Raw genomic sequence first — 24,367 nt, 5'->3', positions numbered from 1 at the left:
CTGGCGGAACGCGCGCTCTCCGGCAGCGCTCGCTCCAGCGCTCATTCCAATGGCAGAGCCGTGGTGAACTTGACCTCATTGAGGCACACGCTCGAGCGCACCGCCGACACACCGGGCATGTGCATCAGCGTGTGCATGAGGAACTGCGAAAGCGCCTCCAGGTCCTGCGCGACCACCTTGAGCACGTAGTCGAAGTCGCCGGTCACCGAATAGCACTCCAGGATCTGCTTCATGTCGGCGATCAGGTCCTGGAACTTGGGCAGCTCGTCGACATGGCCGCGCGCCATGGTCACGTGGATGAAGGCGATCACGCCCAGCCCGATGCGGCGCGCGTTCAGCCGCGCCGCGTAGCCGTGGATCAGGCCCAGTTCTTCCAGCCGCCGGTGCCGCCGCAGGCACTGCGCGGGCGAAAGGTTGGCCACCTCTGCCAGCTCCAGGTTGGACGCGCGGCCGTTCACCTGCAGGTGCTCGAGAATCTTCCGGTCGATCCGATCCAGTGCGACGTCATGCAATTTACTCTCCTCATGCACCAAATTCATGCAATTTTATGGCGCAAAGCGGGGTAAGTCCCGGCCTGTCATGCACCTTAATTGTGCAAAGTACGATCTAGACTCCGAAGCGCCCCCGGAAACGCATGCCGCGATCCGAGGCCGCTGAATCCCCCGCCACCGGCCCGCGCCGGCGGTTTCAGACGCATTCCATCCCCACCCGGAGACTCTTTCTCGTGAAAAACGCTTTGCTTCGCACCCCCTTCAGCGCAGTGGCCCTGGCCCTCGGCATGCTGGCCGCCGCCCCGTCGTTCGCGGCCGACACCAAGTCGGTGGCCGTGACGGCCATCGTCGAGCATCCGGCGCTGGACGCGGTGCGCGACGGCGTGAAGGCCGAGCTGAAGGCCGCCGGCTACGAAGAAGGCAAGAACCTCAAGTTCAGCTACCAGAGCGCGCAGGGCAACGTGGGCACCGCCGCCCAGATCGCCCGCAAGTACGTGGGCGATGCGCCCGACGTGATCGTGGCCATCGCCACGCCGTCGGCACAGGCCGTGGTCGCCTCGACCAAGACCATTCCGGTCGTGTACTCGGCCATCACCGACCCGGTGGCCGCCAAGCTGGTGAAGAACTGGGACGCCACGGGCACCAACGTGACGGGCGTGTCCGACCTGTCGCCGCTGGAAAAGCACATTGCCCTCATCAAGCAGGTGGTGCCCGCCGCCAAGCGCGTGGGCGTGATCTACAGCCCCGGCGAAGCCAACTCGGTGGCCATCGTCGCCGCGCTGAAGAAGGCCGCCGCCGATGCCGGCATGACCGTGGTCGAGGCCGCCGCCGCCCGCACGGTGGACGTGCCGACCGCCGCGCAGAGCCTGGTCGGCAAGGCCGACGTGATCTACACGCCCACCGACAACAACGTGGTCTCGGCCTTCGAAGGCATCGTGAAGGTGGCGCAGCAGGCCAAGCTGCCGGTGGTGGCGGCCGACACGGCCACCGTGGAGCGCGGCGCCGTGGCGGCGCTGGGCCTGAACTACAGCGACATCGGCCGCCAGACCGGCAAGATCGTGGTGCGCATCCTGAAGGGCGAGAAGCCCGGCACCATCGCCTCGCAGACCAGCACCAACTTCGAGCTGGTGGTGAACCCCGGCGCGGCCAAGGCACAGGGCGTGACCCTGTCCGACGAGCTGCTGAAGACCGCGAAGGTCGTGAGCACCAAGTAAGCCCTCCGACGGGCCCGCGCCCCGCCCTCAGCGGCCGGGGCGCGCGCCTGTTCCTGTCTCGCTGCCTGCCGGAAGCCCCCACATGTCCCTCATTGCATCGCTGGGCGCCATCGAGATCGGTCTGATATTCGGACTGGTCGCGCTGGGCGTCTTCATGTCGTTTCGCATCATCAACTTTCCCGACCTCACGGTGGACGGCAGCTTTCCGCTCGGCGCCGCCGTGGCCGCGACGCTGATCGTCTTCGGCTGGAACCCGGTGGCCGCCACCGCGGTGGCCTGCGTGGCCGGCGCTGCGGCGGGCTTGATCACGGCCTGGCTCAACGTCAAGCTGAAGATCATGCAGCTGCTTGCCAGCATCCTGGTGATGATCGCGCTGTACTCCATCAACCTGCGCGTGATGGGCAAGCCCAACGTGGCGCTCATCACCGAACCCACCGTGTTCAGCATGATCGACTTCGGCGGCATGCCGGAGCAGTGGGCCAAGCCGCTGTTGCTGCTGCTGATCGTGATCGCGGCCAAGATCGTGGTCGACATGTTCTTCGCCTCGGAAGCCGGCCTGGCGATGCGCGCCACCGGCGGCAACGCGCGCATGGCGCGGGCCCAGGGCATCTCGACCGACTTCCACACCATGGCGGGGCTGGCGCTGTCGAACGCGCTGGTGGCGCTGGCCGGCGCGCTGTTCGCGCAGAGCCAGGGCACGGCCGACATCTCGATGGGCGTGGGCACCATCGTGATCGGCCTGGCCGCGGTGATCATCGGCGAGACCCTGCTGCCCGCGCGCAGCATGGTCATCACCACGCTGGCCTGCGTGCTGGGTGCGCTGCTGTACCGCTTCTTCATCGCGCTGGCGCTGAACACCGACTTCATGGGCCTGCAGGCGCAAGACCTGAACCTGGTGACCGCCGTGCTGGTGGCCTTCGCGCTGCTGGTGCCCGCGTACAAGCGCAAGCTGCGCGCGCTTTTCAAGGGGAAGAACTGATGCTGCGCGCCCAACAACTCGAGATGACCTTCAACCCGGGCACCCCGATCGAGAACCGCGTGCTGCGCGGGCTCGGCCTGGAGATTCCCACCGGACAGTTCGTCACCGTGATCGGCTCGAACGGCGCGGGCAAGTCGACCTTTCTCAATGCGGTGAGCGGCGACCTGATCGTCGACAAGGGCCGCATCGAGATCGATGGCAAGGACGTGACGCGCATGAACGCCTGGCAGCGCTCGGGCATGGTGGCCCGCGTGTTCCAGGACCCGATGGCCGGCACCTGCGAGGCGCTGACCATCGAGGAGAACATGGCGCTGGCCTGGAAGCGCGGCGAGCGCCGGGCCTTCGGCTTTGCGCTGAACCGCAAGCTGCGCGAACTGTTCCGCGAGAAGCTGTCGATCCTGAAGCTGGGGCTGGAGAACCGGCTGGCCGACCGCATCGGGCTGCTGTCGGGCGGCCAGCGGCAGGCGGTGAGCCTGCTGATGGCGTCGCTCAAGCCCTCGCGCATCCTGCTGCTGGACGAGCACACCGCCGCGCTCGACCCCAAGACCGCGGCCTTCGTGCTGGAACTCACGGCCAAGATCGTCGAGGCCGGCCAGCTCACCGCGATGATGGTGACGCACAGCATGCGCCAGGCGCTGGACTACGGCTCGCGCACGGTGATGCTGCACGAGGGCCAGGTGATCCTCGACGTGGCCGGGCCGCAGCGCGCGGGGCTGGACGTGCCCGACCTGCTGCGCATGTTCGAGCAGACGCGCGGCGAGAAGCTGGACGACGACAAGCTGCTGCTGGCCTGATGGACGCATCGGCCGCCCTCCTCGTGCGCGCCATGCGCGCGGACGACCTCGACGCCGTGCTCGCGGTCCAGCTCGCCTGCTACGGCGCGGGGTTCGTGGAGAGCGGCGAGCTGATCGCGCGGCGGCTTGCGGCCGCGCCGCACACGGGCTGGGTCGCGGAGCACATGGGACACGTGCGGGCCTACCTGGCGGGGTATCCGTCGGTCATGGGCAAGCTCACGCCCTTGCACGGGGAGTTCGAGGTGGCAGCCGCCGCCGATGCGCTCTACCTGCACGACCTGGCCGTGCACCCGGACGCCTCGGGGCTGGGCCTGGGGCCGCGGCTGGTGCGCCATGCCTGGGCGCACGCGGCACAGGCCGGCTGGCGGCATTCGACGCTGGTGTCGGTGCAATCGTCGGTGGGGTTCTGGGAGCGCCAGGGCTATGCGGCGACACAGCCCGCCGGCCCCGGGCAACTGGCGCGGCTGGCCACCTACCCCGGCGATTCGGTTTTCATGATGCGGCGGCTGGACTGACCGGCCGGCCCGGCTCGCCTGGCTCGCCTGGCTTTCAGCGACGCCAGCCGCGCATCGCCAGCCACTGGACGACGCCGCAGACCACCACCAGCGCGGCATAGGTCGTCATCAGCCCGTCGCGCCCGGACACCACGAGGCCGGTCAACAGCACGGCGACGCCTGCCAGGAAGGTGAACGCGCACTGCACCCACCAGCCCGGCACGCCGGCGCGCCGGCCGCCCAGGAAGCGCCCGGCAAAGGCCAGCACCAGCGCCAGGAAGGCCGCGGGCGCCACAAAATTAAGCAGGTGATTCAGGAGGGCCAGCAGGTCCATCGGGGTGTATCGGGAGGGGGGCCGCAGGCGCGAGGCCATGCGGCAAGGGGTATGGCTGTCATAGGGAAAGCCATTTGTCCCCGCGCAAGCCTGGTGCGGCTGCTGATTTTATAATCACGCGCATGTCTGTCTGGGCTCTTGGCTTGAACCACACGACCGCGCCGCTCGATCTGCGCGGTCGTTTCGCGTTCGCGCTCGACCAGATCGCCCCGACGCTGCAGAGCCTGCGCAGTTCCTTTGCCCCCGGCCACCACCCCCAGGTCGAGGCCGCGATCATCTCCACCTGCAACCGCACGGAGATCTATTGCGCCTCCGAGCACATCGCGCTCGACCACACCTTCGGCTGGCTGGCGCAAAGCGGCGGCGTGGCCCCGGCCCTGCTGCGCTCGCATGCCTACACCCTGCACAACGACGAGGCCGCGCGCCACGCCTTCCGCGTGGCCAGCGGGCTCGACTCGATGGTGCTCGGTGAAGCACAGATCCTCGGCCAGATGAAAGACGCCGTGCGCGCGGCCGAAACCGCCGGCGCGCTCGGCAGCACGCTGAACCAGTTGTTCCAGCGTTCGTTCGCCGTCGCCAAGGAAGTGCGCACCGCCACCGAGATCGGCGCGCACTCCATCAGCATGGCCGCCGCCGCCGTGCGCCTGGCCGGCCAGCTGTTCGAAGACCTGCGCAGCACGCGCGTGCTGTTCGTCGGCGCGGGCGAAATGATCGACCTCGCGGCCACGCACTTCGCGGCCAAGGAACCCAAGTCGATCGCCATTGCCAACCGCACGCTCGAACGCGGCGAAAAGCTGGCCTCGCGCTTCGGCGGCGAGGCCATGCGGCTGGCCGACCTGCCCTCGCGGCTGGCCGAATTCGACATCATCGTGAGCTGCACCGCCAGCACGCTGCCGATCATCGGCCTGGGCGCTGTGGAGCGCGCGCTCAAGGCACGCAAGCACCGCCCGATGTTCATGGTCGACCTGGCCGTGCCGCGCGACATCGAGCCCGAAGTGAAGGCGCTCGAGGACATCTACCTCTACACCGTGGACGACCTCGCACAGGTCGTGCAACAGGGCCAGGCCAACCGCCAGGCCGCCGTGGCGCAGGCCGAAGTGATCATCGACGCCGGCGTGCAGAGCTTCATGCACTGGCTGGGCCAGCGCGGCACCGTGCCGCTGATCCAGCAACTCAACGCGCAGGCCGACGAATGGCGCGCCGCCGAGATGACGCGCGCCCGCAAGCTGTTGGCCAAGGGCGAACCGGTCGAGGCCGTGCTCGAGGCCATGTCGCGCGGGCTCACGCAGAAGATGATGCACGGCGCCATGGCCGAGCTGCACGCGGGCGACGCCGCCTCGCGCGAACAGACGGCGCAGACCATCTCGCGCCTGTTCCTGCGCAAAGAGCGTTAGCGACGCTGGTCGGCGCCGGGCCCTTCGCGGCCGCGGCTTCTTCATGCGCCCTGCGGCCGCACGGCGGCATTCCTCATTTTTTCGAGCTTTCCCGAGTCCTTTTCAGCCGTGAAATCCTTCCTGCGCCACCAACTCGAACGCTATGCCCAGCGCCTGGGCGAACTCGACTTCCTGCTCTCGCGCGAAGACATCATGAGCGACATGGCGCAGTACCGCACCATCTCGCGCGAGCACGCCGAAATCACGCAGATCGCGGGCCGCTACGAACGTTTCAAGCAGCGTGAATCCGACATCGCCGGCGCCCGGGAAATGCTCGACGACCCCGACATGGCCGAGATGGCGAAGGAAGAAATCGACGGCGCCGAGGCCGAGCTGGTCCAGCTCGAGGAAGAGCTGCAGCGCCTGCTGCTGCCCAAGGACCCGGACGACGCGCGCAACGCGTTCCTCGAAATCCGCGCGGGCACGGGCGGCGACGAATCGGCCCTGTTCGCGGGCGACCTGCTGCGCATGTACACGCGCTACTGCGAGCGCGCCGGCTGGCGCTGCGAGGTGGTGAGCGAGAGCGAGAGCGAGCTCGGCGGCTACAAGGAAGTGGTGGTGCGCATCTCGGGCGACGACGTGTTCGGCCACCTGCGCTTCGAGTCGGGCGGCCACCGCGTGCAGCGCGTGCCGGCCACCGAGACACAAGGCCGCATCCACACCAGCGCCTGCACGGTCGCCGTGCTGGCCGAGCCCGATGAAACCGTGGCGGTGCAGATCAACCCCGCCGACCTGCGCATCGACACCTACCGCGCGAGCGGCGCCGGCGGGCAGCACATCAACAAGACCGACTCGGCCGTGCGCATCACGCATATTCCGACCGGCATCGTGGCCGAATGCCAGGACGACCGCAGCCAGCACCGCAACAAGGCCAAGGCGCTGCAGGTGCTGTCGGCGCGCATCCAGGAGAAGGAGCGCAGCGAGCGCGCCGCCAAGGACGCCGCCATGCGCAAGGGGCTGATCGGCAGCGGCGACCGCTCCGACCGCATCCGCACGTACAACTTCCCGCAGGGCCGGCTCACGGACCACCGCATCAACCTCACGCTCTACAAGCTGCTCGCCATCATGGAGGGCGACATGGGCGACGTGCTCGAAGCACTGCGCGCCGCGCGCGAGGCCGAGCAACTGGCCGAGCTCGAGTCGAGCCTGCCGGCGTGATGGACACCGGGAACCCGTTGCCGTCGACCGTGGCGCAGGCGCTGGCCGCGGCCGTTGCGCTGGGCGCGGACCGGCTCGACGCGCAGTTGCTGCTGCTGCACGCGCTGGGCCGGGCCCCGCACGACCGGGCGTGGCTGCTGGCGCACGACACCGACGCCATGCCCGAGGCGGCCTGGTCCGCGCTGGCCGCGCAGCTGTCGCGCCGTCTGGCGGGCGAGCCGGTGGCCTACCTGCTGGGCGAGAAGGAATTCCACGGCCTCGACCTGCATGTCGATGCCCGCGTGCTGGTGCCCCGCCCGGACACCGAGACGCTGGTCGAATGGGCGCTGCTGTGCCTCGAAGGCCAGCCCGCCCCGCGCGTGCTCGACCTCGGCACCGGCAGCGGCGCCATCGCACTGGCGCTGCAGAACGCCCGGCTCGACGCGCAGGTCGATGCGGTCGATGCCAGCGCCGACGCGCTTGCGGTGGCCGAAGCCAACGCCCGGCGCCTGGGCCTGCCGGTGCGCTTCGCCCAGGCGAACTGGCTCGACGGCGCCGCCAGCGGCTACATGGTCATCGCCAGCAACCCGCCGTACATCGCCGCCGGCGATCCGCACCTGCCCGCCCTGCGCCATGAACCCGTTTCCGCGCTGGTCGCGGGCGCCGACGGCCTCGACGACATCCGCCAGATCGTGCGCCACGCCCCCGCGCACCTCGCAGCGGGCGGCTGGCTGCTGCTCGAACACGGCCACGACCAGGCCGCCGCCGTGCGCCAACTGCTCGCCGATCGTGGTTTTGCCGAGGTGCAAAGCCGCGACGACCTCGCCGGCATCCCGCGCTGCTCCGGCGGAATCTGGCGCGCAGTGAAATAATCCCCTCAGCCCACTTTTCAGGAGTCCCCATGTCCGACGCTCAACAACGCATCGACGATCTCGTCAAAACCAACGAACTCGTGCTCTTCATGAAGGGCAACGCCAGTTTCCCGATGTGCGGCTTCTCGGGCCGCGCGATCCAGATCCTGAAGGCGGTCGGTGTCGACACCAAGGCGCTCAAGACCGTCAACGTGCTCGAAGACGACGGCATTCGCCAGGGCATCAAGGAATACAGCAACTGGCCCACCATTCCGCAGCTCTACGTGAAGGGCGAGTTCATCGGCGGCTCGGACATCATGATGGAGATGTACGAATCCGGCGAGCTGCAGCAAGTGGTGAACGGCAGCCCGGCCTGATCGCCTGATTTCACGGCGCACGCCATGAGCCACGATCACGGCCACCCGCATGACGATGACCATGAGGCCGCCCCGGCGTGGAAGCACGACGGCGTGCGCGTGGTCGGCGCCAACCAGCTCGACGTCAACACCGCGCAGACGCCCGGCATGAACCGGGCGGCCGCCATCAACTTCGCGCGCGTCGGTGCGCAGAAGCTGTGGGCCGGTACCGTCACCATCCACGCGGACGCCAAGACCGGCGCCCATCACCACGGCCCGCTCGAATCGGTGATCTACGTAGTGCGCGGACGGGCCCGCATGCGCTGGGGCGAGAAGCTCGAGTTCACGGCCGAGGCCGGACCGGGCGACTTCATCTACGTGCCGCCCTATGTGCCGCACCAGGAAATCAACGCCAGCGCGACCGAGCCGCTCGAATGCGTGCTGTGCCGCAGCGACGGCGAGGCAGTGGCCGTGAACCTCGACATCGAGCCTGTGGAAAAGCCCGAATCGGTACTCTGGGTCGACCCGACCCACCCGCACGGCGGCGTCTGAGCGTTTCCAGCGGGCCGAGTCATGGCACCATGGCGCTCTTCACAGTGCCACCATGACCCTGACCCAAAGCCTGCTCATCATCGTCTTGCTGATCGCGTTGAGCGCGTTCTTCTCCCTTGCCGAAATCACCCTGGCCGCCTCGCGCCGCCTGCGTTTGCGCCAGATGGCCGACGAGGGCGACCCGCGCGCGGAGAAGGTGCTGCGTGTGCAGGAGCAGCCCGGCCACTACTTCACCGTGGTGCAGATCGGCCTGAACGCGGTGGCCATCCTCGGCGGCGTGGTCGGCGAGGGTTCGCTGAGCCCTTACTTCGCAGGCTTCTTCGAGCGCTGGCTGAGCGTGGAGGCCTCGGCCAGCGTGGCCTTCCTGTGCTCGTTCGTGATCGTCATCGCGGTGTTCCTGGTGTTCGCCGACCTGTTCCCCAAGCGCCTGGGCATGAGCAACCCCGAACAGCTGGCGGTTCGCATGGTCGGGCCGATGCAGCTGCTCATCACCACCTTCAAGCCGCTCGTGTGGTTCTTCACGCGCTGCACCGACCTGCTGTTCAAGGTGCTGGGCATGCCGATGGCGCGCGACGACAAGATCACCTCGGCCGACATCCTCGCCATGACCGAAGCCGGCGCGCGCGCCGGCGTGCTCGCGGTGCGCGAGCAGCAGGTGATCGCCAACGTGTTCGAGCTGGAGACGCGCCTGGTGAGCAGCGTGATGACCGCGCGCGACAGCATCGCCTGGTTCCTGCATGACGACCCCGAGACCGTGCTGCGCGCGCGCATCGTGGCCGAGCCCTTCTCGGCCTACCCGGTGTGCGACGGCGACATCGACCACGTGCTGGGCTACGTGGACGCCAAGGACATGTTCCAGCGCGTGCTCAGCGGCCAGCCGCTGGCCTTCGACCAGGGCCTGCCGCTGCACAAGGCGCTGGTGATCCCAGACCGCCTGTCGCTCACCGAAGTGCTCGAGCAGTTCCAGCAGGCGCATGAAGACTTCGCGATCATCGTCAACGAGTACAGCCTGGTGGTGGGCGTGATCACGCTCAACGACGTGATGAGTACGGTGATGGGCGACCTGGTGTCGATGCCCGACGAAGAGCAGATCGTGCAGCGCGACGAGAACTCATGGCTCATCGACGGCGTGACGCCCATCCAGGACGTGCAGCGCGCGCTGCACATCGACGAGCTGCCGCACCCCGAAGAGTACGAAACGCTCGCCGGCTTCCTGATGGTGATGCTGCGCCGCGTGCCCAAGCGCACCGACAACGTGACCTGGGGCGGCTACACCTTCGAGGTGATGGACGTGGACAGCTACCGCATCGACCAGGTGATGGTCACGAAGGGCTCGGGCACCGCGAAGGCGCCGGCCGGCTGACGGGACTCGACCGCGGTTCAGCCCGCGGCGGCGCGATCCTTGTTGTCCCGCTCGCGTTCCTTGTCGCTGAAGGCCCAGAGCCGCTGGTTGGCGAACACGGCGTTGGGGTACGGCGACTTGCCGCGGCTGCCGTTGTAGCGGCCCAGCGTCATGTACAGGTCGCCGTTCTCGCGGTCGAGGTAGTGGCGCAGGATGACGCAACCGAAGCGCAGGTTGGTCTGCATGTGGAAGAGCTTGGCCGAGTCGCTGTCGCCGATCACACGCGTCCAGAACGGCATGACCTGCATGTAGCCGCGCGCGCCGGCACTGGACACCGCGAACTTGCGGAAGTTGCTCTCGACCTGCACCAGCCCCAGCACCAGGCTCACCTCGAGCCCCGAGCGCTTGGCTTCGTACCAGGCGGTCTGCAGGAACTCGATGCGAGACGGCGCGTCGGCCACCTTCTTCTTGAGGCGCTCGCTCATCTCGCCGAGCCAGCGCAGGTAGGCCAGCCGGGCGTCGGTGTTCGCGAACTGCGGCACCGGCGGCGCCTTGTTGTGGATGGCCGAGCTCAGCGCGGTGCGCACCGAGTCGATCAGCGGCTCCTCGATCTGTGCACCGGCCAGAGCGGTTCGCGGCAGCGACAGGCCGGCCAGGGCACCGGCGGCCGTCACGGCGGCGCCCAGGCACTGGCGTCGCGAGAGGCCGCCCTCCAGGCTCATTTTCCGAGCTTGCCAGCGATGAATTCGGCGATGCCGGCCGCAGGCACCTTGGTGGCAGCGGTGTCGCGGCGGCCCTGGTATTCCAGTTGGCCTTCCTTCAGGCCGCGGTCGGAGATGACCACGCGGTGCGGCACACCGATCAGTTCCCAGTCGGCGAACATCGCGCCGGGGCGTTCGCCGCGGTCGTCGAGCAGCACGTCGACGCCCTTGGCGAGCAGCTCTTCGTAGAGCGCCTCGGCGGCGGTCTTGACCTCGGCGCTGCGGTCCATGCCGATCGGGCAGACCACCACGGTGAAGGGCGCGATCGCGTCGGGCCAGATGATGCCGCGCTCGTCGTGGTTCTGTTCGATGGCGGCGGCGGGCAGGCGCGTGATGCCGATGCCGTAGCAACCCATCTCGAGGAACTGCGGCTTGCCGCCTTCGTCGAGGTAGGTGGCATTCATGTCCTTGCTGTACTTGGTGCCCAGCACGAACACGTGGCCCACCTCGATGCCGCGCTCGATGGCCAGCACGCCCTTGCCGTCGGGCGAGGCGTCGCCCGCCACCACGTTGCGCAGGTCGGCCACGATTGCGGGCTCGGGCAGGTCGCGGCCCCAGTTGACGCCGGTCATGTGGAAGTCGGCCTCGTTGGCGCCGGTGATCCAGTCGGCCATGACCGCCACCTCGCGGTCGGCCACCATCTTCACGGGCTTCTTGAGGTTGAGCGGGCCCAGGTAGCCCGGCTTGCAGCCGAAGTGCTCGTCGATCTCGGCCAGGGTCGCGAAGCGGAAGCCCTTGTCGAGGCCGGGCAGCTTGCCGACCTTGATCTCGTTCATGTCATGGTCGCCGCGCAGCAGCAGCAGCCAGACCTGCGAGCCCTTGGCGTTGCCGGCGGCGTCGACGATCTCGGTGGCCAGCACGAGCGACTTCACCGTGGTCGACAACGGCACGCCGAGCAGCACGGCCACGTCTTCGCAAGTGCTCTTGCCCGGGGTGGGCGTCTTCTCGAGCGCGTTGGCGGCGGCGGGACGCGAGCCGGCCGGAGCGAGCGCCTCGGCCTTTTCCATGTTGGCCGCGTAATTGCTGTCGGGGCAGTAGACGATGGCGTCCTCGCCCGTGGCGGCGATCACCTGGAACTCTTCGCTCAGGTCGCCGCCGATGGCGCCGCTGTCGGCCGCGACGGCGCGGTAGCGCAGGCCGAAGCGGTCGAAGATGTTGCGGTAGGCCTGTGCCATGACCTGGTAGCTGGCCTTGGCGGCGTCGAGGTCGCGGTCGAAGCTGTAGGCGTCCTTCATGATGAATTCGCGCCCGCGCATCAGGCCGAAGCGCGGACGGCGCTCGTCACGGAACTTGGTCTGGATCTGGTAGAAGTTCTTCGGCAGCTGCTTGTAGCTGCGGATCTCCTGGCGCGCGATGTCGGTCACCACCTCTTCGCTGGTCGGCTGGATCACGAAGTCGCGGTCGTGGCGGTCCTTGATGCGCAGCAACTCGGGGCCCATCTTCTCGAAACGGCCGGTCTCCTGCCAGAACTCGGCGGGCTGCACCACGGGCATCGTCATCTCGACGGCACCGGCACGGTTCATTTCCTCGCGCACGATCGCCTCGACCTTGCGGATCACGCGCAGGCCCATGGGCATGTAGGTGTAGATGCCCGTGCCGAGCTTCTTGATCATGCCGGCACGCGTCATGAGCCGGTGGCTCGCGACCTCTGCGTCAGCCGGCGCTTCCTTGAGGGTGGAGACAAAAAATCGGGAAGCTTTCATCGGGATCGTGGTGATGGATTGGCTGGATTCGAGGTTCGGAAGTGGGGGACTGCTCCCCCGGAGAGACCCTGAGAGCCTGGCATCGGCAGCTTGCCGGGGGCACCCCGGCATGCATAATCGACTCAGTTCAAAAATTGGGGTTTGATTATGCTCGACCGGGACGGCTTCAGGCCCAACGTCGGCATCATCCTGCTCAACCAGAGAAACCAGGTTTTCTGGGGCAAGCGCATACGCACACATTCCTGGCAGTTCCCGCAAGGCGGCATAGATCGCGGCGAGAGTCCCGAGCAAGCCATGTTTCGGGAACTGCACGAGGAAGTGGGGCTCCATCCGGAGCATGTGCGCATCGTGGCCCGTACCCGCGACTGGTTGCGCTACGAGGTGCCGGATCGGTTCATCCGCCGTGACGCACGGGGCCACTACAAGGGCCAGAAACAAATCTGGTATTTGCTGCAACTCGTCGGCCACGACTGGGATCTCAACCTGCGTGCCACCGACCATCCGGAGTTCGACGCTTGGCGCTGGCACGACTACTGGGTGCCGCTCGACGTGGTCGTCGAGTTCAAGCGCGGCGTCTACGAGATGGCGCTGACCGAGCTTGCTCGCTACCTGCCACGGCAGGATTTCCGCAACCGCTTCCTGCGCAGCAACGTGCGTGCTCGAGAGTTCGAGCGCCATTCGCTGGACGCCGGAGCGCCTCCCGGATTGGACCTGCCGCCCGGCGGCAGTTTCGATCCGCATCCCGACATTCCTTCCGCGAGCGATGAACCTCCTCTTCCCCACAACAAAGCGCCCTTCCTTCCGACGCCACGCTGAACGCGCCCTCCTCCTCGCCTGCTTCGGCATCATCGCGGGATGCGCATCGGGTCCGCACGACACGGAGAACCCCGACTGGGCGCAGGCAGGCATGCCACCTCCACCGAAGCGCTACGAGACGGACAGGGAGTGGGAAGAGACTGCCACGCCAGCGCCGCCGACCTTCAGCGAAAGCCGGCTGCTACCGATCGAGATGCCGCCGTACATGAGCCTGCGCTTCGGGGTCGACCCGCAGACGATCGCCATCACCGGCGACGGCATCGTTCGCTACGTGGTGGTCGCGCACAACAAGAGCGGCGGCGCAGTGAACGCCTTCTACGAGGGCGTGCGCTGCTCGACCGCGGAAATGAAGAGCTACGCCCGCTACAACAACGGCACCTGGCAGGACACGCCGAAGCCGGAGTGGAAGCGCTTGAACGACATGAACTCCAGCTACACACGAGCCCTGTCGACACAGGCCCTGTGCCGCGGCAACGCGCCGCGCGACTCGGTGGGAGCGATGGTGCAGAACCTGCGAAACCCGGTGCGGGAAGTGCAGTAAGCCTGCACGGAGAGACAAACAACAAACGGGGCCTTGCGCCCCGTTTTTTGTTTTCAGCCCGGCATCAACACCATGTTGTCGCGGTGGACCATTTCAGGCTCCGCCACGTAGCCCAGCAGCCGTTCGAACTCGGTCGACGGCTTGCGGCACAGAAGCCGTGCTTCCACGCTCGAGTAGTTGGCAAGACCGCGCGCCAGTTCGACACCGCTGTCGTCGCGCACGGCAATGACGTCCCCGCGCGAGAACTCGCCCGAGACGCTGGTCATGCCGATCGGCAGCAGGCTCTTGCCTTCGGCGCGCACCTTGGCGGCCGCGCCTGCGTCGACGACCACGGCGCCGCGCAGCTGCAGGTGATCGGCCATCCAGCGCTTGCGGGCCTGGTGCTTGGCGGTCTGCGCCACCAGCAGGGTGCCGATCGACTCGCCGCGCGTCAGGCGCAACAGCGCCTCGGGCTCGCGGCCCCACGCGATGACGGTGGAAGCGCCCGACCCGGCGGCGCGCTTGGCCGCGAGGATCTTGGTGATCATGCCGCCGCGGCCGATGCTCGAACCGGCACCGCCCGCCATCGCCTCGAGCGCCGGGTCGCCGGCAGCGGCTTCGTGGACGAACTTGGCGTCGGGGTCCTTGCGCGGATCTGCGGTGTACAGGCCCTTCTGGTCCGTCAGGATGACCAGCGCGTCGGCCTCGACCAGGTTGGCGACGAGCGCGCCGAGCGTGTCGTTGTCGCCGAACTTGATCTCGTCGTTGACGACGGTGTCGTTCTCGTTGATGACGGGCACCACGCCCAGCTTGAGCAAGGTGACGAGCGTGGAGCGTGCGTTGAGGTAGCGCTCGCGGTCGGCCAGGTCGGCGTGCGTCAACAGCACCTGGGCGCTGCCGATCTCGTTCTCGCGCAGCTTGGTTTCGTACATCTGGGCCAGGCCCATCTGGCCCACGGCCGCGGCCGCCTGCAGCTCGTTGATTTCATGCGGGCGGGTGCGCCAGCCGAGGCGCTTCATGCCTTCGGCGATCGCGCCGCTAGACACCATGACGACCTCGCGCCCATCGCGCACCAGTGCCGCGAGCTGCCGGCACCACTCGCCGATAGCCGCTTCATCAAGACCGCGCCCCTCGTTGGTCACGAGGCTGGAGCCCACCTTGACGACGATTCGGCGGGCATCCCGCAAGGCAGTGGATCCGGAGTTCGAGGTCATTTGGGGCGGTGCGGTCTTGAATGCTGCTGTGTTGTCTGTCTGTCTTTGGGCAGCACCGCGAGGCGGTGCTGCGGTGCCGCTCAGGTGCCCTCGGGTGGCAGCGGCACGAAACGCGGATCGACGACGACCGGCTCCTGCTCGGCCACCTGCTGCGCCTTGACCTGCTGGTAGACGGCCTGCACCAGGTGCTCGCAGCCTTCGCGCGTGAGCGCCGAGATCTCGAACACCGGGCCCTTGAAGCGAAGGCGCTTCACGACGTCCTTGACACGCGCCGGGCGCTCTTCGGCCGGCACCATGTCCAGCTTGTTGAGCACGAGCCAACGCGGCTTTTCATAGAGCGCAGCGTCGTACTTCTTGAGCTCGCCGACGATGGCCTTGGCCTGCGCGACCGGGTCGACGGCGTCGTCGAACGGCGCCATGTCGATGACGTGCAGCAGCAAACGCGTGCGCTGCAGGTGGCGCAGGAAAAGATGGCCCAGGCCGGCGCCTTCGGCGGCACCTTCGATGAGACCAGGGAGATCGGCCACCACGAAGCTCTGCTCCGGACCGACGCGCACCACACCGAGGTTCGGGTGCAGCGTGGTGAAGGGGTAGTCCGCGATGCGCGGACGGGCATTGGAGATGGCGCTGATCAGCGTCGACTTGCCCGCATTGGGCATGCCGAGCAGGCCCACGTCGGCCAGCACCTTCAGCTCGAGCTTGACGCTGCGCTTCTCACCAGGCCAGCCGGGCGTCTTCTGACGCGGCGCGCGGTTGATGGCGCTCTTGAAGCGCATGTTGCCGAAGCCGCCGTCGCCGCCCTTGGCGATGGTGATGACCTCGCCCTCGTTGAGCAGCTCGAACAGCACCTCGCCCGTTTCGGCGTCGGAGATGATCGTGCCGACCGGCATCTTCAGGGTGATGTCATCGCCCGCGGCGCCGAACATGTCGGAGCCCATGCCGTGCTCGCCGCGCTTGGCCTCGTGGCGGCGCGAGTAGCGGAAGTCGACCAGCGTGTTGAGGTTGGAATCGGCCACCGCGAAGACGTGGCCGCCGCGGCCGCCGTCGCCGCCGTTGGGGCCGCCGAATTCCTTGTACTTCTCATGACGGAACGACACGCAGCCGTTGCCGCCATCGCCCGCGGCGATGTCGATGAAGGCTTCGTCGACGAACTTCATGGGATGTCCAGTTTACAAATGAAGAAGCCCCGGCAATGCGGGGCCTCGGGTGATCGAAGTGACTGCGAGGCTTACGCCGCGGGGGTCACGTTGACCGTGTGCTTGTTCAGAGCACCCTTGTGACCGAACGACACGTGGCCGTCGACCAGGGCAAACAGCGTGTGGTCCTTGCCCACGCCGACGTTCACGCCGGGGTGGAACTGGGTGCCGCGCTGGCGCACGATGATCGAGCCTGCGCTGATCAGTTCGCCGCCGAACGCCTTCACGCCGAGCATCTTGGGCTTGGAATCGCGCCCGTTTCGCGTTGAGCCGCCGCCTTTTTTCTGTGCCATGGAATGTGCTCCTTAGCCGGCGATCGCGCCAATTTGCAGTTCGGTGAACTGCTGGCGATGGCCTTGACGTTTCTGATAGTGCTTGCGACGGCGCATCTTGAAGATGCCGACCTTGTCGTGCTTGCCGTGCGACAGTACCGTGACTGTCACCGTTGCGCCGGACACCAGGGGCGTGCCAACCTTGATTTCAGCGCCGTTTCCGACAGCCAGAACCTGGTCGATCACGATTTCCTGGCCTACGTCCGCAGCAATCTGTTCTACTTTAATTTTTTCGCCGGAAGCAACGCGATACTGCTTGCCGCCGGTTTTTATGACCGCGTACATGTAAACCTCTTAGAAATTGAGTCTCCGCAGCGAATTCCGCAGAGCCCAAGATTATAGCGCGGTTTGTGGTCGCGAGCCAGCCCAAGCCCGGTGCGTAACCGGCGCAAGGCGATGGCTCCCTATAATTTGAGGCTTCCGGCCCTCTTTTTACTTGGGTCGCCCCCCCCTTCCAGCAGCGCTCTGCGCCCACGCCTTGCCAGTTCCCGCCGCCGACACCTCCCCCACCGCCACAGTGCTGGACCTGATTGCTGGCGACATGGTCGAAGTCGACCGTGTGATTGCCCGCCGCCTCGATACAGGCGTGCCGCTGGTCAGCCAGGTTTCCAAATACATCATCTCCGCGGGCGGAAAGCGCCTGCGGCCCGCACTGCTGCTGCTGATGTCGGGGGCGCTTGGTTACACCGGCGAACAGCGCTTCAATCTCGCAGCCGTCGTGGAGTTCATCCATACAGCGACCCTGCTGCACGACGACGTGGTCGACGAATCGACCCTGCGGCGCGGGCGCGCCACCGCCAATGAGTCGTTCGGCAACCCGGCCAGCGTGCTGGTCGGCGACTTCCTCTATTCACGCGCGTTCCAGATGATGTTGGACGCAAACAACATGCGCGTGATGCAGATCCTGGCCGAGGCGACCAATGTGATCGCCGAAGGCGAGGTGCTGCAGCTGATGAACATGCACGACGCATCACTGGACGAAGCGGCCTACCTGCGAGTGATCCGCTCGAAGACCGCCAAGCTCTTCGAAGCCAGCACCCGGCTCGCCGCCGTTCTTGCCGGCGCCACACCTGAAGTCGAGGAAGCATGCGCCACCTATGGGCAAGCGCTTGGCACCGCCTTCCAGGTGATCGACGACGTTCTCGACTACGCAGGCGATGCACAGGAAACCGGAAAAAACGTCGGTGACGACCTGCGCGAAGGCAAGACCACGCTGCCGCTCATCTTTGCAATGCAGCGCGGCACCTCTGCCCAGAGCGAACTGGTGCGCGCGGCCATCGAGGCCGGAGACACTGCCCAACTGGGCAAGATCGTCGAGATCGTGCGCGAAACCGGCGCCCTCGACGCTTCACGCGCAGCCGCAGCCGCCGAAGCAGAACGCGCGATTCACGCATTAAAAGGCTTCCCGTCCAATTTGCACGCTTCAGGTTTGCTACAATTGGCGGCTCAGTTGCTTGAGCGACGTGCCTGAACACCTCATTGAGTTGGCATCTAGGAACGATTACTTTTTTCTTGCAACCATCGGGGTGTAGCTTAGCCTGGTAGAGCGCTACGTTCGGGACGTAGAGGCCGGAGGTTCGAATCCTCTCACCCCGACCAGCCTTTGGCTGGCATAAATAAATGGCCGTGCCTGTTGCTGTGTGGCGATTTACAGCACAGGCCTGTTCAGCGATGATCGTGAAGCACTTTTTCACATCTTTTGCATTTGCTGAATGGCCGCTGCCGAACTTCCCGTCAAAGAAAACTCGCAAATCGCACTCCCAGGGCTTGCGCGTGCCCTCGTCTCAGCCGGCAAGCTTCCCGCCAAATCCGCGGAGGACATCTATCAAAAGTCACTGAGCGGCCGCACCAGCTTCATCGCGGAGTTGACAGGCTCCGGTGCCGTGTCGGCAGCCGATCTGGCGCACACGCTGTCGACAGCCTTCGGCGCACCGCTGCTCGACCTCGACGCCATCGATCCGCAGCGCCTGCCCAAGGACCTGCTCGACCCCAAGCTGTGCCACGCGTACCGCATCGTGGTGCTCAGCAAGCGCAACAACCGTCTCATCGTTGCGACGGCCGATCCTTCGGATCAGCAGGCGGCGGAGAAGATCAAGTTCGCCTCTCAGATGGGTGTCGACTGGGTCATCGCCGAATACGACAAGCTGTCGCGCATGGTCGAGGCCACCGCTGCGAGCGCGGCCGAGACCATCAACAGCATCGTTGGTAGCGAGTTCGAGTTCGACGAGGCTTCCGCTGAAACATCAAGCGAAGCCAACGACCAAGCGGTCGCAGAAGTAGAAGACGCACCGGTTGTCCGCTTCCTGCACAAGATGCTGCTCGACGCGATCAGCATGCGAGCCTCGGACATCCACTTCGAGCCCTACGAGCACCAGTACCGCGTGCGCTTCCGGATCGACGGCGAACTGCGCGAGATCGCCAGCCCGCCCACCGTCATCAAGGACAAGCTGGCCTCGCGCATCAAGGTCATCTCGCGGCTCGACATCTCGGAAAAACGCGTGCCGCAAGACGGCCGCATGAAGCTCAAGATCGGGCCTGACCGCGTCATCGACTTCCGCGTAAGCACCCTGCCCACGCTGTTCGGCGAGAAGATCGTCATCCGGATTCTTGACCCGAGCAGCGCCCGCCTGGGCATCGATGCGCTGGGTTACGACGCCGACGAAAAGGAACGCCTCCTCCACGCAATTGGCCGCCCCTACGGCATGGTGCTGGTGACCGGCCCGACGGGTTCGGGCAAGACGGTGTCGCTCTACACCTGCCTGAACTTGCTGAATCAGCCCGGCGTGAACATTGCGACGGCGGAAGACCCGTCCGAAATCAACCTGCCCGGCGTCAACCAGGTCAACGTCAATGAAAAAGCAGGGCTGACCTTCGCGGCCGCGCTGCGTGCCTTCCTGCGGCAGGATCCCGACATCATCATGGTCGGCGAAATCCGCGACCTGGAAACCGCCGACATCTCGATCAAGGCCGCACAGACCGGCCACTTGGTACTTTCCACGCTGCACACCAACGACGCACCGACCACGCTGACGCGAATGCGCAATATGGGCATCGCACCGTTCAACATCGCATCGAGCGTCATCTTGATCACTGCGCAGCGGCTTGCAAGGCGGCTGTGCCCCGCATGCAAGGCGCCCGCCGACGTTCCGCGAGAAACGCTGCTGGAGGCAGGCTTCCAGGAAGATGCCCTGGACGGAAGCTGGAAGCCCTATCGTCCGGTCGGTTGCTCAGCCTGCAACGGTGGCTACAAGGGCCGCGTGGGCATCTACCAAGTGATGCCGATCACCGAGGCCATCCAGGAAATCATCTTGCGCGATGGCAGCGCACTCGACATCGCCCAGCAGTCGGAAGCCGAAGGCGTGCGCTCGTTGCGGCAATCTGGCTTGCGCAAGGTCATGCAAGGCCTCACTTCGCTCGAAGAAGTGGTGGCCTGCACCAACTTATACCGCACACACCGAGAAACCGGAGATCGAATGGCAACCGTGGCATCCACCCGCTCACAGCCCACCCACAAGGAATTTGTCTTCGAGTGGGAAGGCAAGGACCGTAACGGCAAACTGGTACGCGGCGAACTTCGGGCCGCCGGAGAAAACCAGGTGCAGGCCGCGCTGCGCCGCCAAGGCGTGCTTGCCTCGAAGATCAAGAAGCGCCGCATGCGCTCGGGCAAGGCGATCAAACCCAAGGACATCGCAATCTTCACGCGCCAGTTGGCGACGATGATGAAGGCTGGTGTCCCGTTGATGCAGTCCTTCGACATCGTCGGCCGCGGCAACGCGAACGCAAGCGTGGCAAAGCTGCTCAACGATATCCGTACGGACGTGGAAACCGGCACCTCGCTATCGGCCGCATTCCGCAAGTTCCCGAAGTACTTCGACAACCTCTACTGCAACCTGGTGGAGGCAGGCGAAGCGGCCGGTATCCTGGAAGACCTGCTGGACCGACTGGCCACGTACATGGAAAAAACCGAGGCGATCAAGTCGAAGATCAAGTCGGCGCTCATGTACCCCACTTCAGTGGTCGTCGTGGCGTTCGTGGTCGTGGCCATCATCATGATCTTCGTGATTCCGGCGTTCAAACAGGTATTTACGTCGTTCGGAGCCGACTTGCCCGCGCCGACGCTGTTTGTGATGGCCGTGAGCGAATTTTTCGTCTCCTACTGGTGGTTGATCTTCGGCGGTATTGGCGGGGGGATTTATTTTCTATTGCAAGCCTGGAAACGTAATGAACGCTTCCAAAAAGTTATGGATCGCGTCTTGCTGCGAATTCCGATCTTCGGCACGCTGATCGAGAAATCCTGTATCGCTCGCTGGACCCGCACGCTCGCTACGATGTTCGCCGCCGGCGTCCCGCTGGTCGAAGCGCTCGACTCAGTGGGAGGCGCTTCGGGTAACACCGTCTACGGCGACGCCACCGCAAAGATCCAGCAAGAGGTCTCCACCGGCACCAGCCTCACGTCTGCCATGACCAACGTGAACCTCTTCCCCTCCATGGTCATCCAGATGACCGCCATCGGCGAAGAATCCGGCTCGATCGACCACATGCTCGGCAAGGCAGCCGACTTCTACGAATCCGAAGTGGACGACATGGTCGCCGGCCTGTCCAGCCTGATGGAACCCATCATCATCGTGTTCCTGGGCACCATCATCGGCGGCATCGTGGTGTCGATGTACCTGCCCATCTTCAAGCTCGGCCAGGTCGTCTGATGCTCGTTTCGAGGGAGTTCGACACCGCGTTCGCCGGTGTGCTGGGGCTATTGATCGGCAGCTTCCTCAACGTCGTCATCTACCGCACGCCGGTGATGATGTACCGCGACTGGCTCGCCGATGCGGTCGCCAATCTCATGTCGTCGAAGGACGCGCCCTCGCTGTGGTCGCTGGCCTTCGGCCCGAAGGTCGCTTCGCCCGCGGGGCTGGACGCCGCGGCGGACAAGGCGGCCGAGGTCATCGAGGCGCAGCCTCCCTTCGACCTGACCCGCCCCGCCTCGCGCTGCGGCGCCTGCGGCCACAAGATCCGCTGGTACGAGAACATCCCCGTGCTGAGCTATGCCGCGCTGCGCGGGCGCTGCGCGTCGTGCAAGACCTTCATCAGCCCGCGCTATCCGCTGGTCGAGCTGGTCACGGCCGGCCTCTTCGCGCTGTGCGCGTGGCGCTTCGGTATCACGCCGTCGGGCGCGCTCTGGGCGGCCTTCGGTGCCTTGCTGGTCTGCCAGTTCCTGATCGATTTCGACACCCAGTTCCTGCCGGACTCGCTCAACTACCCGCTGCTCTGGCTCGGGCTGATCGGTGCGGCCATGGGCTGGACCGGCGTGCCGCTGAGTTCGGCCCTCTGGGGCGCGGTGTTCGGCTACCTGAGCCTCTGGTTTGTGTACCATGCCTTTCGCCTGGTCACGGGCAAGGAAGGCATGGGCTATGGAGACTTCAAACTGCTCGCCGCGCTGGGCGCATGGCTCGGCGCGGACTACCTCATCGCGATCATCCTCGTGTCTTCGCTGGTGGGCGCGGTGATCGGCATCACGCTGCGCGTGGCCGGCAAGCTGGCGCACAAGGACATTCCCATCGCCTTCGGCCCCTTCCTGGCCGGAGCGGGCCTCATCTGCCTCGTTGCAGGCCCTGAAGTCGTGAAGCAGTGGATTCCGTTCGCCTTCCCCCTGGGCGCACTGATCCACTGACACAGGCATGGTGCGGCGCATCGGCCTGACGGGCGGTATCGGCAGCGGCAAGAGCACTGTCGCCGGACTGCTCGTACAGCAGGGCGCGGTCCTTGTGGACACCGACGCCATCGCCCGCGCCATCGCCCTGCCCGGCGGCATCGCGATGCCAGCGCTCGAAAGCGCCTTCGGCCCCGGCGTCATCGGCCCCGACGGCGGGCTGGACCGGGCCGCCATGCGCCAGATCGTCTTCGCGGATGCCGGCGCCAAGCTGCGCCTCGAATCCATCCTCCACCCCCTGATCGGCACCGAAACACAGCGCCAGGCCGTGGCGGCCGGTGAAGACGCGATCGTCGTGTTCGACGTGCCCCTGCTGCTCGAATCCGGCCGCTGGCGCGCCATCGTCGACCGGGTGCTGGTGGTCGACGCAACCGAAGAAACCCAGCTGCAACGCGTGATCGCGCGCTCGGGCTGGGCCCCCGACGCCGTCAAGGCGGTGATCGCCCAGCAGGCCCCGCGCAAGGCGCGCCGGGCGGCCGCTGACGCAGTGATTTACAACGAGACCCTGAGCCTGGCGGAACTCGGTTCGCAGGTGTGGGGTCTCTGGGAACAGTGGGTTCGGGCCGGCACGCGATAATTTGGGGTTGACGCCGCGACGGCTACACGACGATCACGTCAAACGGCGCACGCCTCAGCGCCCCTCACGATGCTTTTCAATTCGTATCCCTTCATCTTCGTTTTCTTCCCGCTGGTCCTGATCGGTTTCTTCCTGATCGGTGCGCGCAGTCCCCGATCGGCGGCGGGTTTCCTGGCCCTGGCCTCGCTCTTCTTCTACGGCTGGTGGAGCGTCAAGGCGCTTCCCCTGCTGCTGGGGTCGATCTGCGTCAACTACTGGTTCGGCCTGCGGCTCACGCCCTCGCCCGGCCGCGACGACAAGCACCGCAAGGCCCTGCTGATCATCGCGCTGGTGCTCAACCTCGGGGTGCTGGCCGTCTTCAAGTACGCCAACTTCTTCCTGGAGAACATCGACGCCGGCCTGGCCGCCGCGGGCTTCTCGCAGATCGACCTGGTGCACATCGTGCTGCCGATCGGCATTTCGTTCTACACCTTCACGCAGATCGCCTTCCTGGTCGACTGCTGGCAGGGCAAGGTGCACGAGCGCAGCTTCATCCACTACGCACTGTTCGTGACCTACTTCCCGCACCTGATCGCGGGTCCGGTGCTGCATCACGCGCAGATGATGCCGCAGTTCAACAACCCGGCCACCTACAGGATCAACGCCAACAATGTGGCGCTCGGGCTGGGCATCTTCGTCTTCGGCCTGGGCAAGAAGATGCTGATCGCCGACCCGCTGGGCCAGTACGCGGACATGATGTTCAAGGGCGTGCACGAAGGCGTGATGCCCTCGCTGTACACGGCGTGGTTCGGCGTGCTGGCCTATACGCTGCAGATCTACTTCGACTTCTCGGGCTACTCCGACATGGCGGTGGGTCTGTCGCTGGTGCTGGGCGTGCAGCTGCCGCTGAACTTCCGCTCGCCCTACAAATCGACCAACATGATCGAGTTCTGGCGGCGCTGGCACATCTCGCTGTCGACCTTCCTGCGCGACTACCTCTATGTGCCGCTGGGCGGCAACCGCAAGGGCCCGGCACGCCGCTACATCAACCTGTTCCTGACCATGCTGCTGGGCGGCCTGTGGCACGGCGCCGCCTGGACCTTCGTGATCTGGGGCGCGCTGCACGGCGCCTACCTGATGGTCAACCACTTCTGGAACGCCAAGGTGCGCCGCGGCAACACCAAGACCACCTGGTACGGCCGCGTGATCGGCTGGTTCATCACCTTCCTGTGCGTGATGATCGCCTGGGTCGTGTTCCGCGCCGACAGCTTGACGGCGGCCATCGAGATCTACAAGGGCATGCTGGGCCTGCACGGCGCGCCCGTGTCGGCCTTCAGCGAGTTCCGCGTGCCGTTCCGCAAGCCCGAGTTCTTCCAGACCCTCTTCGTCGGCCTGCTGATCTGCCTGGCATTGCCGCCCACCATCACGCTCGACCGCTGGATCCCGAGCGTGGCGGGCCTGGCCGGACGGCCGCGCCTGCAGCGCCTGGCGACCGTGGTCACGGGCCTGGGCTGCATCTATCTTTTTGGCCTGTGCGTGTCGAAGTTCGGCAGCTACAGCCCGTTCCTCTATTTCCAGTTCTGAC

25 protein-coding genes, 1 tRNA gene and 1 pseudogene are annotated in these 24,367 nt (G+C 66.1%); 19 read left to right on the top strand and 8 right to left on the bottom strand.

Going from position 1 to position 24,367, the window contains the following annotated elements; genetic code table 11:
- Positions 1 to 41: 41 nt before the first annotated feature.
- Entirely contained in the window at positions 42 to 512 is a 471-nt protein-coding gene (locus tag BM013_RS36945) for an Lrp/AsnC family transcriptional regulator (protein ID WP_177206627.1), read from the bottom strand.
- Between the two features lie 266 nt (positions 513 to 778).
- Between BM013_RS36945 and BM013_RS36940 the strand changes: the two genes are divergently transcribed.
- The 4 genes from BM013_RS36940 to BM013_RS36925 all read left to right on the top strand — a co-directional run bounded on the left by BM013_RS36940 (position 779) and on the right by BM013_RS36925 (position 3,993).
- Complete coding sequence (locus tag BM013_RS36940) at positions 779 to 1,705, top strand: ABC transporter substrate-binding protein (protein ID WP_093134970.1); 927 nt, start codon at positions 779 to 781, stop codon at positions 1,703 to 1,705.
- Between the two features lie 82 nt (positions 1,706 to 1,787).
- The gene (locus BM013_RS36935; protein WP_093134873.1) at positions 1,788 to 2,684 is read left to right on the top strand and encodes an ABC transporter permease; all 897 of its coding nucleotides are present in this window, start codon (positions 1,788 to 1,790) and stop codon (positions 2,682 to 2,684) included.
- Positions 2,684 to 3,478, top strand: a complete 795-nt coding sequence (locus tag BM013_RS36930; protein WP_093134871.1) for an ABC transporter ATP-binding protein — start codon at positions 2,684 to 2,686, stop codon at positions 3,476 to 3,478. Before BM013_RS36935 ends, BM013_RS36930 begins: the two co-directional genes overlap by 1 nt.
- A complete protein-coding gene (locus BM013_RS36925; protein WP_093134869.1) occupies positions 3,478 to 3,993 on the top strand; it encodes a GNAT family N-acetyltransferase in 516 nt (171 codons plus the stop codon). The genes BM013_RS36930 and BM013_RS36925 overlap by 1 nt, the downstream gene beginning before the upstream one ends.
- Positions 3,994 to 4,027: 34 nt before the next feature.
- On the opposite strand, the gene BM013_RS36920 is transcribed toward BM013_RS36925, so the two are convergent.
- Positions 4,028 to 4,306, bottom strand: a complete 279-nt coding sequence (locus BM013_RS36920) for a hypothetical protein (RefSeq protein ID WP_093134867.1) — start codon at positions 4,304 to 4,306, stop codon at positions 4,028 to 4,030.
- 122 nt (positions 4,307 to 4,428) lie between these two features.
- On the opposite strand from BM013_RS36920, the gene hemA reads away from it, so the two are divergent.
- The 6 genes from hemA (at position 4,429) to BM013_RS36890 (ending at position 9,998) form a co-directional block, all read left to right on the top strand.
- Entirely contained in the window at positions 4,429 to 5,700 is a 1,272-nt protein-coding gene (gene hemA, locus BM013_RS36915; RefSeq protein ID WP_093134865.1) for a glutamyl-tRNA reductase, read from the top strand.
- 108 nt (positions 5,701 to 5,808) lie between these two features.
- The gene (gene prfA, locus BM013_RS36910) at positions 5,809 to 6,897 is read left to right on the top strand and encodes a peptide chain release factor 1 (protein WP_093134862.1); all 1,089 of its coding nucleotides are present in this window, start codon (positions 5,809 to 5,811) and stop codon (positions 6,895 to 6,897) included.
- Positions 6,897 to 7,748: a peptide chain release factor N(5)-glutamine methyltransferase gene (gene prmC, locus BM013_RS36905; RefSeq protein WP_093134860.1), complete on the top strand. Its 852-nt coding sequence runs from the start codon at positions 6,897 to 6,899 to the stop codon at positions 7,746 to 7,748. The genes prfA and prmC overlap by 1 nt, the downstream gene beginning before the upstream one ends.
- A 29-nt stretch (positions 7,749 to 7,777) precedes the next feature.
- A complete protein-coding gene (gene grxD, locus BM013_RS36900) occupies positions 7,778 to 8,104 on the top strand; it encodes a Grx4 family monothiol glutaredoxin (protein WP_093134857.1) in 327 nt (108 codons plus the stop codon).
- A 24-nt stretch (positions 8,105 to 8,128) separates the two neighbouring features.
- The gene (locus tag BM013_RS36895) at positions 8,129 to 8,635 is read left to right on the top strand and encodes a cupin domain-containing protein (protein WP_093134855.1); all 507 of its coding nucleotides are present in this window, start codon (positions 8,129 to 8,131) and stop codon (positions 8,633 to 8,635) included.
- A gap of 52 nt (positions 8,636 to 8,687) precedes the next feature.
- Positions 8,688 to 9,998, top strand: coding sequence for a polyamine export protein PaeA (locus BM013_RS36890; RefSeq protein ID WP_093134852.1), 1,311 nt, complete (start codon positions 8,688 to 8,690; stop codon positions 9,996 to 9,998).
- Between the two features lie 17 nt (positions 9,999 to 10,015).
- Here BM013_RS36890 and BM013_RS36885 read toward each other — a convergent pair whose 3' ends face one another.
- Both BM013_RS36885 and BM013_RS36880 read right to left on the bottom strand, forming a co-directional pair.
- The gene (locus BM013_RS36885) at positions 10,016 to 10,699 is read right to left on the bottom strand and encodes a lytic transglycosylase domain-containing protein (RefSeq protein WP_093134850.1); all 684 of its coding nucleotides are present in this window, start codon (positions 10,697 to 10,699) and stop codon (positions 10,016 to 10,018) included.
- Entirely contained in the window at positions 10,696 to 12,441 is a 1,746-nt protein-coding gene (locus tag BM013_RS36880; RefSeq protein ID WP_093134847.1) for a proline--tRNA ligase, read from the bottom strand. The genes BM013_RS36885 and BM013_RS36880 overlap by 4 nt, the downstream gene beginning before the upstream one ends.
- A 147-nt stretch (positions 12,442 to 12,588) precedes the next feature.
- Between BM013_RS36880 and BM013_RS36875 the strand changes: the two genes are divergently transcribed.
- Positions 12,589 to 13,257 (top strand): RNA pyrophosphohydrolase, encoded by a 669-nt coding sequence (locus BM013_RS36875; RefSeq protein ID WP_093134845.1) that lies wholly within the window; start codon positions 12,589 to 12,591, stop codon positions 13,255 to 13,257.
- Between the two features lie 91 nt (positions 13,258 to 13,348).
- Positions 13,349 to 13,798 carry a CNP1-like family protein gene (locus BM013_RS36870; RefSeq protein WP_256221858.1) on the top strand — a complete coding sequence of 150 codons (450 nt, stop codon included), beginning with the start codon at positions 13,349 to 13,351 and terminating at the stop codon, positions 13,796 to 13,798.
- A gap of 53 nt (positions 13,799 to 13,851) precedes the next feature.
- Here BM013_RS36870 and proB read toward each other — a convergent pair whose 3' ends face one another.
- From proB to rplU, 4 genes are all read right to left on the bottom strand, one after another.
- The gene (gene proB / locus BM013_RS36865; RefSeq protein ID WP_093134840.1) at positions 13,852 to 14,991 is read right to left on the bottom strand and encodes a glutamate 5-kinase; all 1,140 of its coding nucleotides are present in this window, start codon (positions 14,989 to 14,991) and stop codon (positions 13,852 to 13,854) included.
- 80 nt (positions 14,992 to 15,071) lie between these two features.
- On the bottom strand, positions 15,072 to 16,148 hold the full coding sequence (cgtA, locus tag BM013_RS36860; RefSeq protein ID WP_093134838.1) for an Obg family GTPase CgtA: 1,077 nt from the start codon (positions 16,146 to 16,148) through the stop codon (positions 15,072 to 15,074).
- A 71-nt stretch (positions 16,149 to 16,219) separates the two neighbouring features.
- Positions 16,220 to 16,480 carry a 50S ribosomal protein L27 gene (gene rpmA / locus BM013_RS36855; protein ID WP_007833244.1) on the bottom strand — a complete coding sequence of 87 codons (261 nt, stop codon included), beginning with the start codon at positions 16,478 to 16,480 and terminating at the stop codon, positions 16,220 to 16,222.
- A gap of 12 nt (positions 16,481 to 16,492) precedes the next feature.
- On the bottom strand, positions 16,493 to 16,804 hold the full coding sequence (gene rplU, locus BM013_RS36850; protein ID WP_042578903.1) for a 50S ribosomal protein L21: 312 nt from the start codon (positions 16,802 to 16,804) through the stop codon (positions 16,493 to 16,495).
- A gap of 193 nt (positions 16,805 to 16,997) precedes the next feature.
- On the opposite strand from rplU, the gene BM013_RS36845 reads away from it, so the two are divergent.
- The 7 genes and pseudogenes from BM013_RS36845 to BM013_RS36815 all read left to right on the top strand — a co-directional run bounded on the left by BM013_RS36845 (position 16,998) and on the right by BM013_RS36815 (position 24,366).
- Positions 16,998 to 17,990, top strand: a complete 993-nt coding sequence (locus BM013_RS36845; protein ID WP_093134835.1) for a polyprenyl synthetase family protein — start codon at positions 16,998 to 17,000, stop codon at positions 17,988 to 17,990.
- A 51-nt stretch (positions 17,991 to 18,041) separates the two neighbouring features.
- Positions 18,042 to 18,118: transfer RNA gene (locus BM013_RS36840), tRNA-Pro, on the top strand.
- Between the two features lie 113 nt (positions 18,119 to 18,231).
- Positions 18,232 to 19,959, top strand: a pseudogene (pilB, locus tag BM013_RS36835) (type IV-A pilus assembly ATPase PilB); the annotation flags it as partial.
- Positions 19,960 to 19,992: 33 nt separating this feature from the next.
- Entirely contained in the window at positions 19,993 to 21,222 is a 1,230-nt protein-coding gene (locus BM013_RS36830; protein ID WP_093134967.1) for a type II secretion system F family protein, read from the top strand.
- Positions 21,222 to 22,187 carry a prepilin peptidase gene (locus tag BM013_RS36825; protein ID WP_093134832.1) on the top strand — a complete coding sequence of 322 codons (966 nt, stop codon included), beginning with the start codon at positions 21,222 to 21,224 and terminating at the stop codon, positions 22,185 to 22,187. Before BM013_RS36830 ends, BM013_RS36825 begins: the two co-directional genes overlap by 1 nt.
- A gap of 7 nt (positions 22,188 to 22,194) precedes the next feature.
- Positions 22,195 to 22,803, top strand: coding sequence for a dephospho-CoA kinase (gene coaE / locus BM013_RS36820; RefSeq protein WP_177225669.1), 609 nt, complete (start codon positions 22,195 to 22,197; stop codon positions 22,801 to 22,803).
- Between the two features lie 69 nt (positions 22,804 to 22,872).
- The gene (locus BM013_RS36815; RefSeq protein WP_093134830.1) at positions 22,873 to 24,366 is read left to right on the top strand and encodes an MBOAT family O-acyltransferase; all 1,494 of its coding nucleotides are present in this window, start codon (positions 22,873 to 22,875) and stop codon (positions 24,364 to 24,366) included.
- Position 24,367 lies beyond the last annotated feature (1 nt).

Source organism: Variovorax sp. OK605 (genome assembly GCF_900115445.1).
In the GTDB taxonomy this organism is placed as follows: domain Bacteria; phylum Pseudomonadota; class Gammaproteobacteria; order Burkholderiales; family Burkholderiaceae_C; genus Variovorax.
This window is presented reverse-complemented; position numbering and strand designations above follow the sequence as displayed.

Bases quoted from the DNA above. Each gene is read 5' to 3' on its own strand.
- BM013_RS36940 (WP_093134970.1), top strand. From the start codon at position 779: ATGCTGGCCGCCGCCCCGTCGTTCGCGGCCGACACCAAGTCGGTGGCC.
- BM013_RS36930 (WP_093134871.1), top strand. From the start codon at position 2,684: ATGCTGCGCGCCCAACAACTCGAGATGACCTTCAACCCGGGCACCCCG.
- rpmA (WP_007833244.1), bottom strand. From the start codon at position 16,480: ATGGCACAGAAAAAAGGCGGCGGCTCAACGCGAAACGGGCGCGATTCC.
- BM013_RS36875 (WP_093134845.1), top strand. From the start codon at position 12,589: ATGCTCGACCGGGACGGCTTCAGGCCCAACGTCGGCATCATCCTGCTC.
- BM013_RS36935 (WP_093134873.1), top strand. From the start codon at position 1,788: ATGTCCCTCATTGCATCGCTGGGCGCCATCGAGATCGGTCTGATATTC.
- BM013_RS36815 (WP_093134830.1), top strand. From the start codon at position 22,873: ATGCTTTTCAATTCGTATCCCTTCATCTTCGTTTTCTTCCCGCTGGTC.
- BM013_RS36830 (WP_093134967.1), top strand. From the start codon at position 19,993: ATGGCAACCGTGGCATCCACCCGCTCACAGCCCACCCACAAGGAATTT.
- BM013_RS36925 (WP_093134869.1), top strand. From the start codon at position 3,478: ATGGACGCATCGGCCGCCCTCCTCGTGCGCGCCATGCGCGCGGACGAC.
- BM013_RS36870 (WP_256221858.1), top strand. From the start codon at position 13,349: ATGCCACCTCCACCGAAGCGCTACGAGACGGACAGGGAGTGGGAAGAG.
- hemA (WP_093134865.1), top strand. From the start codon at position 4,429: ATGTCTGTCTGGGCTCTTGGCTTGAACCACACGACCGCGCCGCTCGAT.
- BM013_RS36890 (WP_093134852.1), top strand. From the start codon at position 8,688: ATGACCCTGACCCAAAGCCTGCTCATCATCGTCTTGCTGATCGCGTTG.
- proB (WP_093134840.1), bottom strand. From the start codon at position 14,991: ATGACCTCGAACTCCGGATCCACTGCCTTGCGGGATGCCCGCCGAATC.
- BM013_RS36920 (WP_093134867.1), bottom strand. From the start codon at position 4,306: ATGGACCTGCTGGCCCTCCTGAATCACCTGCTTAATTTTGTGGCGCCC.
- prmC (WP_093134860.1), top strand. From the start codon at position 6,897: ATGGACACCGGGAACCCGTTGCCGTCGACCGTGGCGCAGGCGCTGGCC.
- rplU (WP_042578903.1), bottom strand. From the start codon at position 16,804: ATGTACGCGGTCATAAAAACCGGCGGCAAGCAGTATCGCGTTGCTTCC.
- BM013_RS36885 (WP_093134850.1), bottom strand. From the start codon at position 10,699: ATGAGCCTGGAGGGCGGCCTCTCGCGACGCCAGTGCCTGGGCGCCGCC.
- BM013_RS36880 (WP_093134847.1), bottom strand. From the start codon at position 12,441: ATGAAAGCTTCCCGATTTTTTGTCTCCACCCTCAAGGAAGCGCCGGCT.
- BM013_RS36895 (WP_093134855.1), top strand. From the start codon at position 8,129: ATGAGCCACGATCACGGCCACCCGCATGACGATGACCATGAGGCCGCC.
- cgtA (WP_093134838.1), bottom strand. From the start codon at position 16,148: ATGAAGTTCGTCGACGAAGCCTTCATCGACATCGCCGCGGGCGATGGC.
- coaE (WP_177225669.1), top strand. From the start codon at position 22,195: ATGGTGCGGCGCATCGGCCTGACGGGCGGTATCGGCAGCGGCAAGAGC.
- grxD (WP_093134857.1), top strand. From the start codon at position 7,778: ATGTCCGACGCTCAACAACGCATCGACGATCTCGTCAAAACCAACGAA.
- BM013_RS36825 (WP_093134832.1), top strand. From the start codon at position 21,222: ATGCTCGTTTCGAGGGAGTTCGACACCGCGTTCGCCGGTGTGCTGGGG.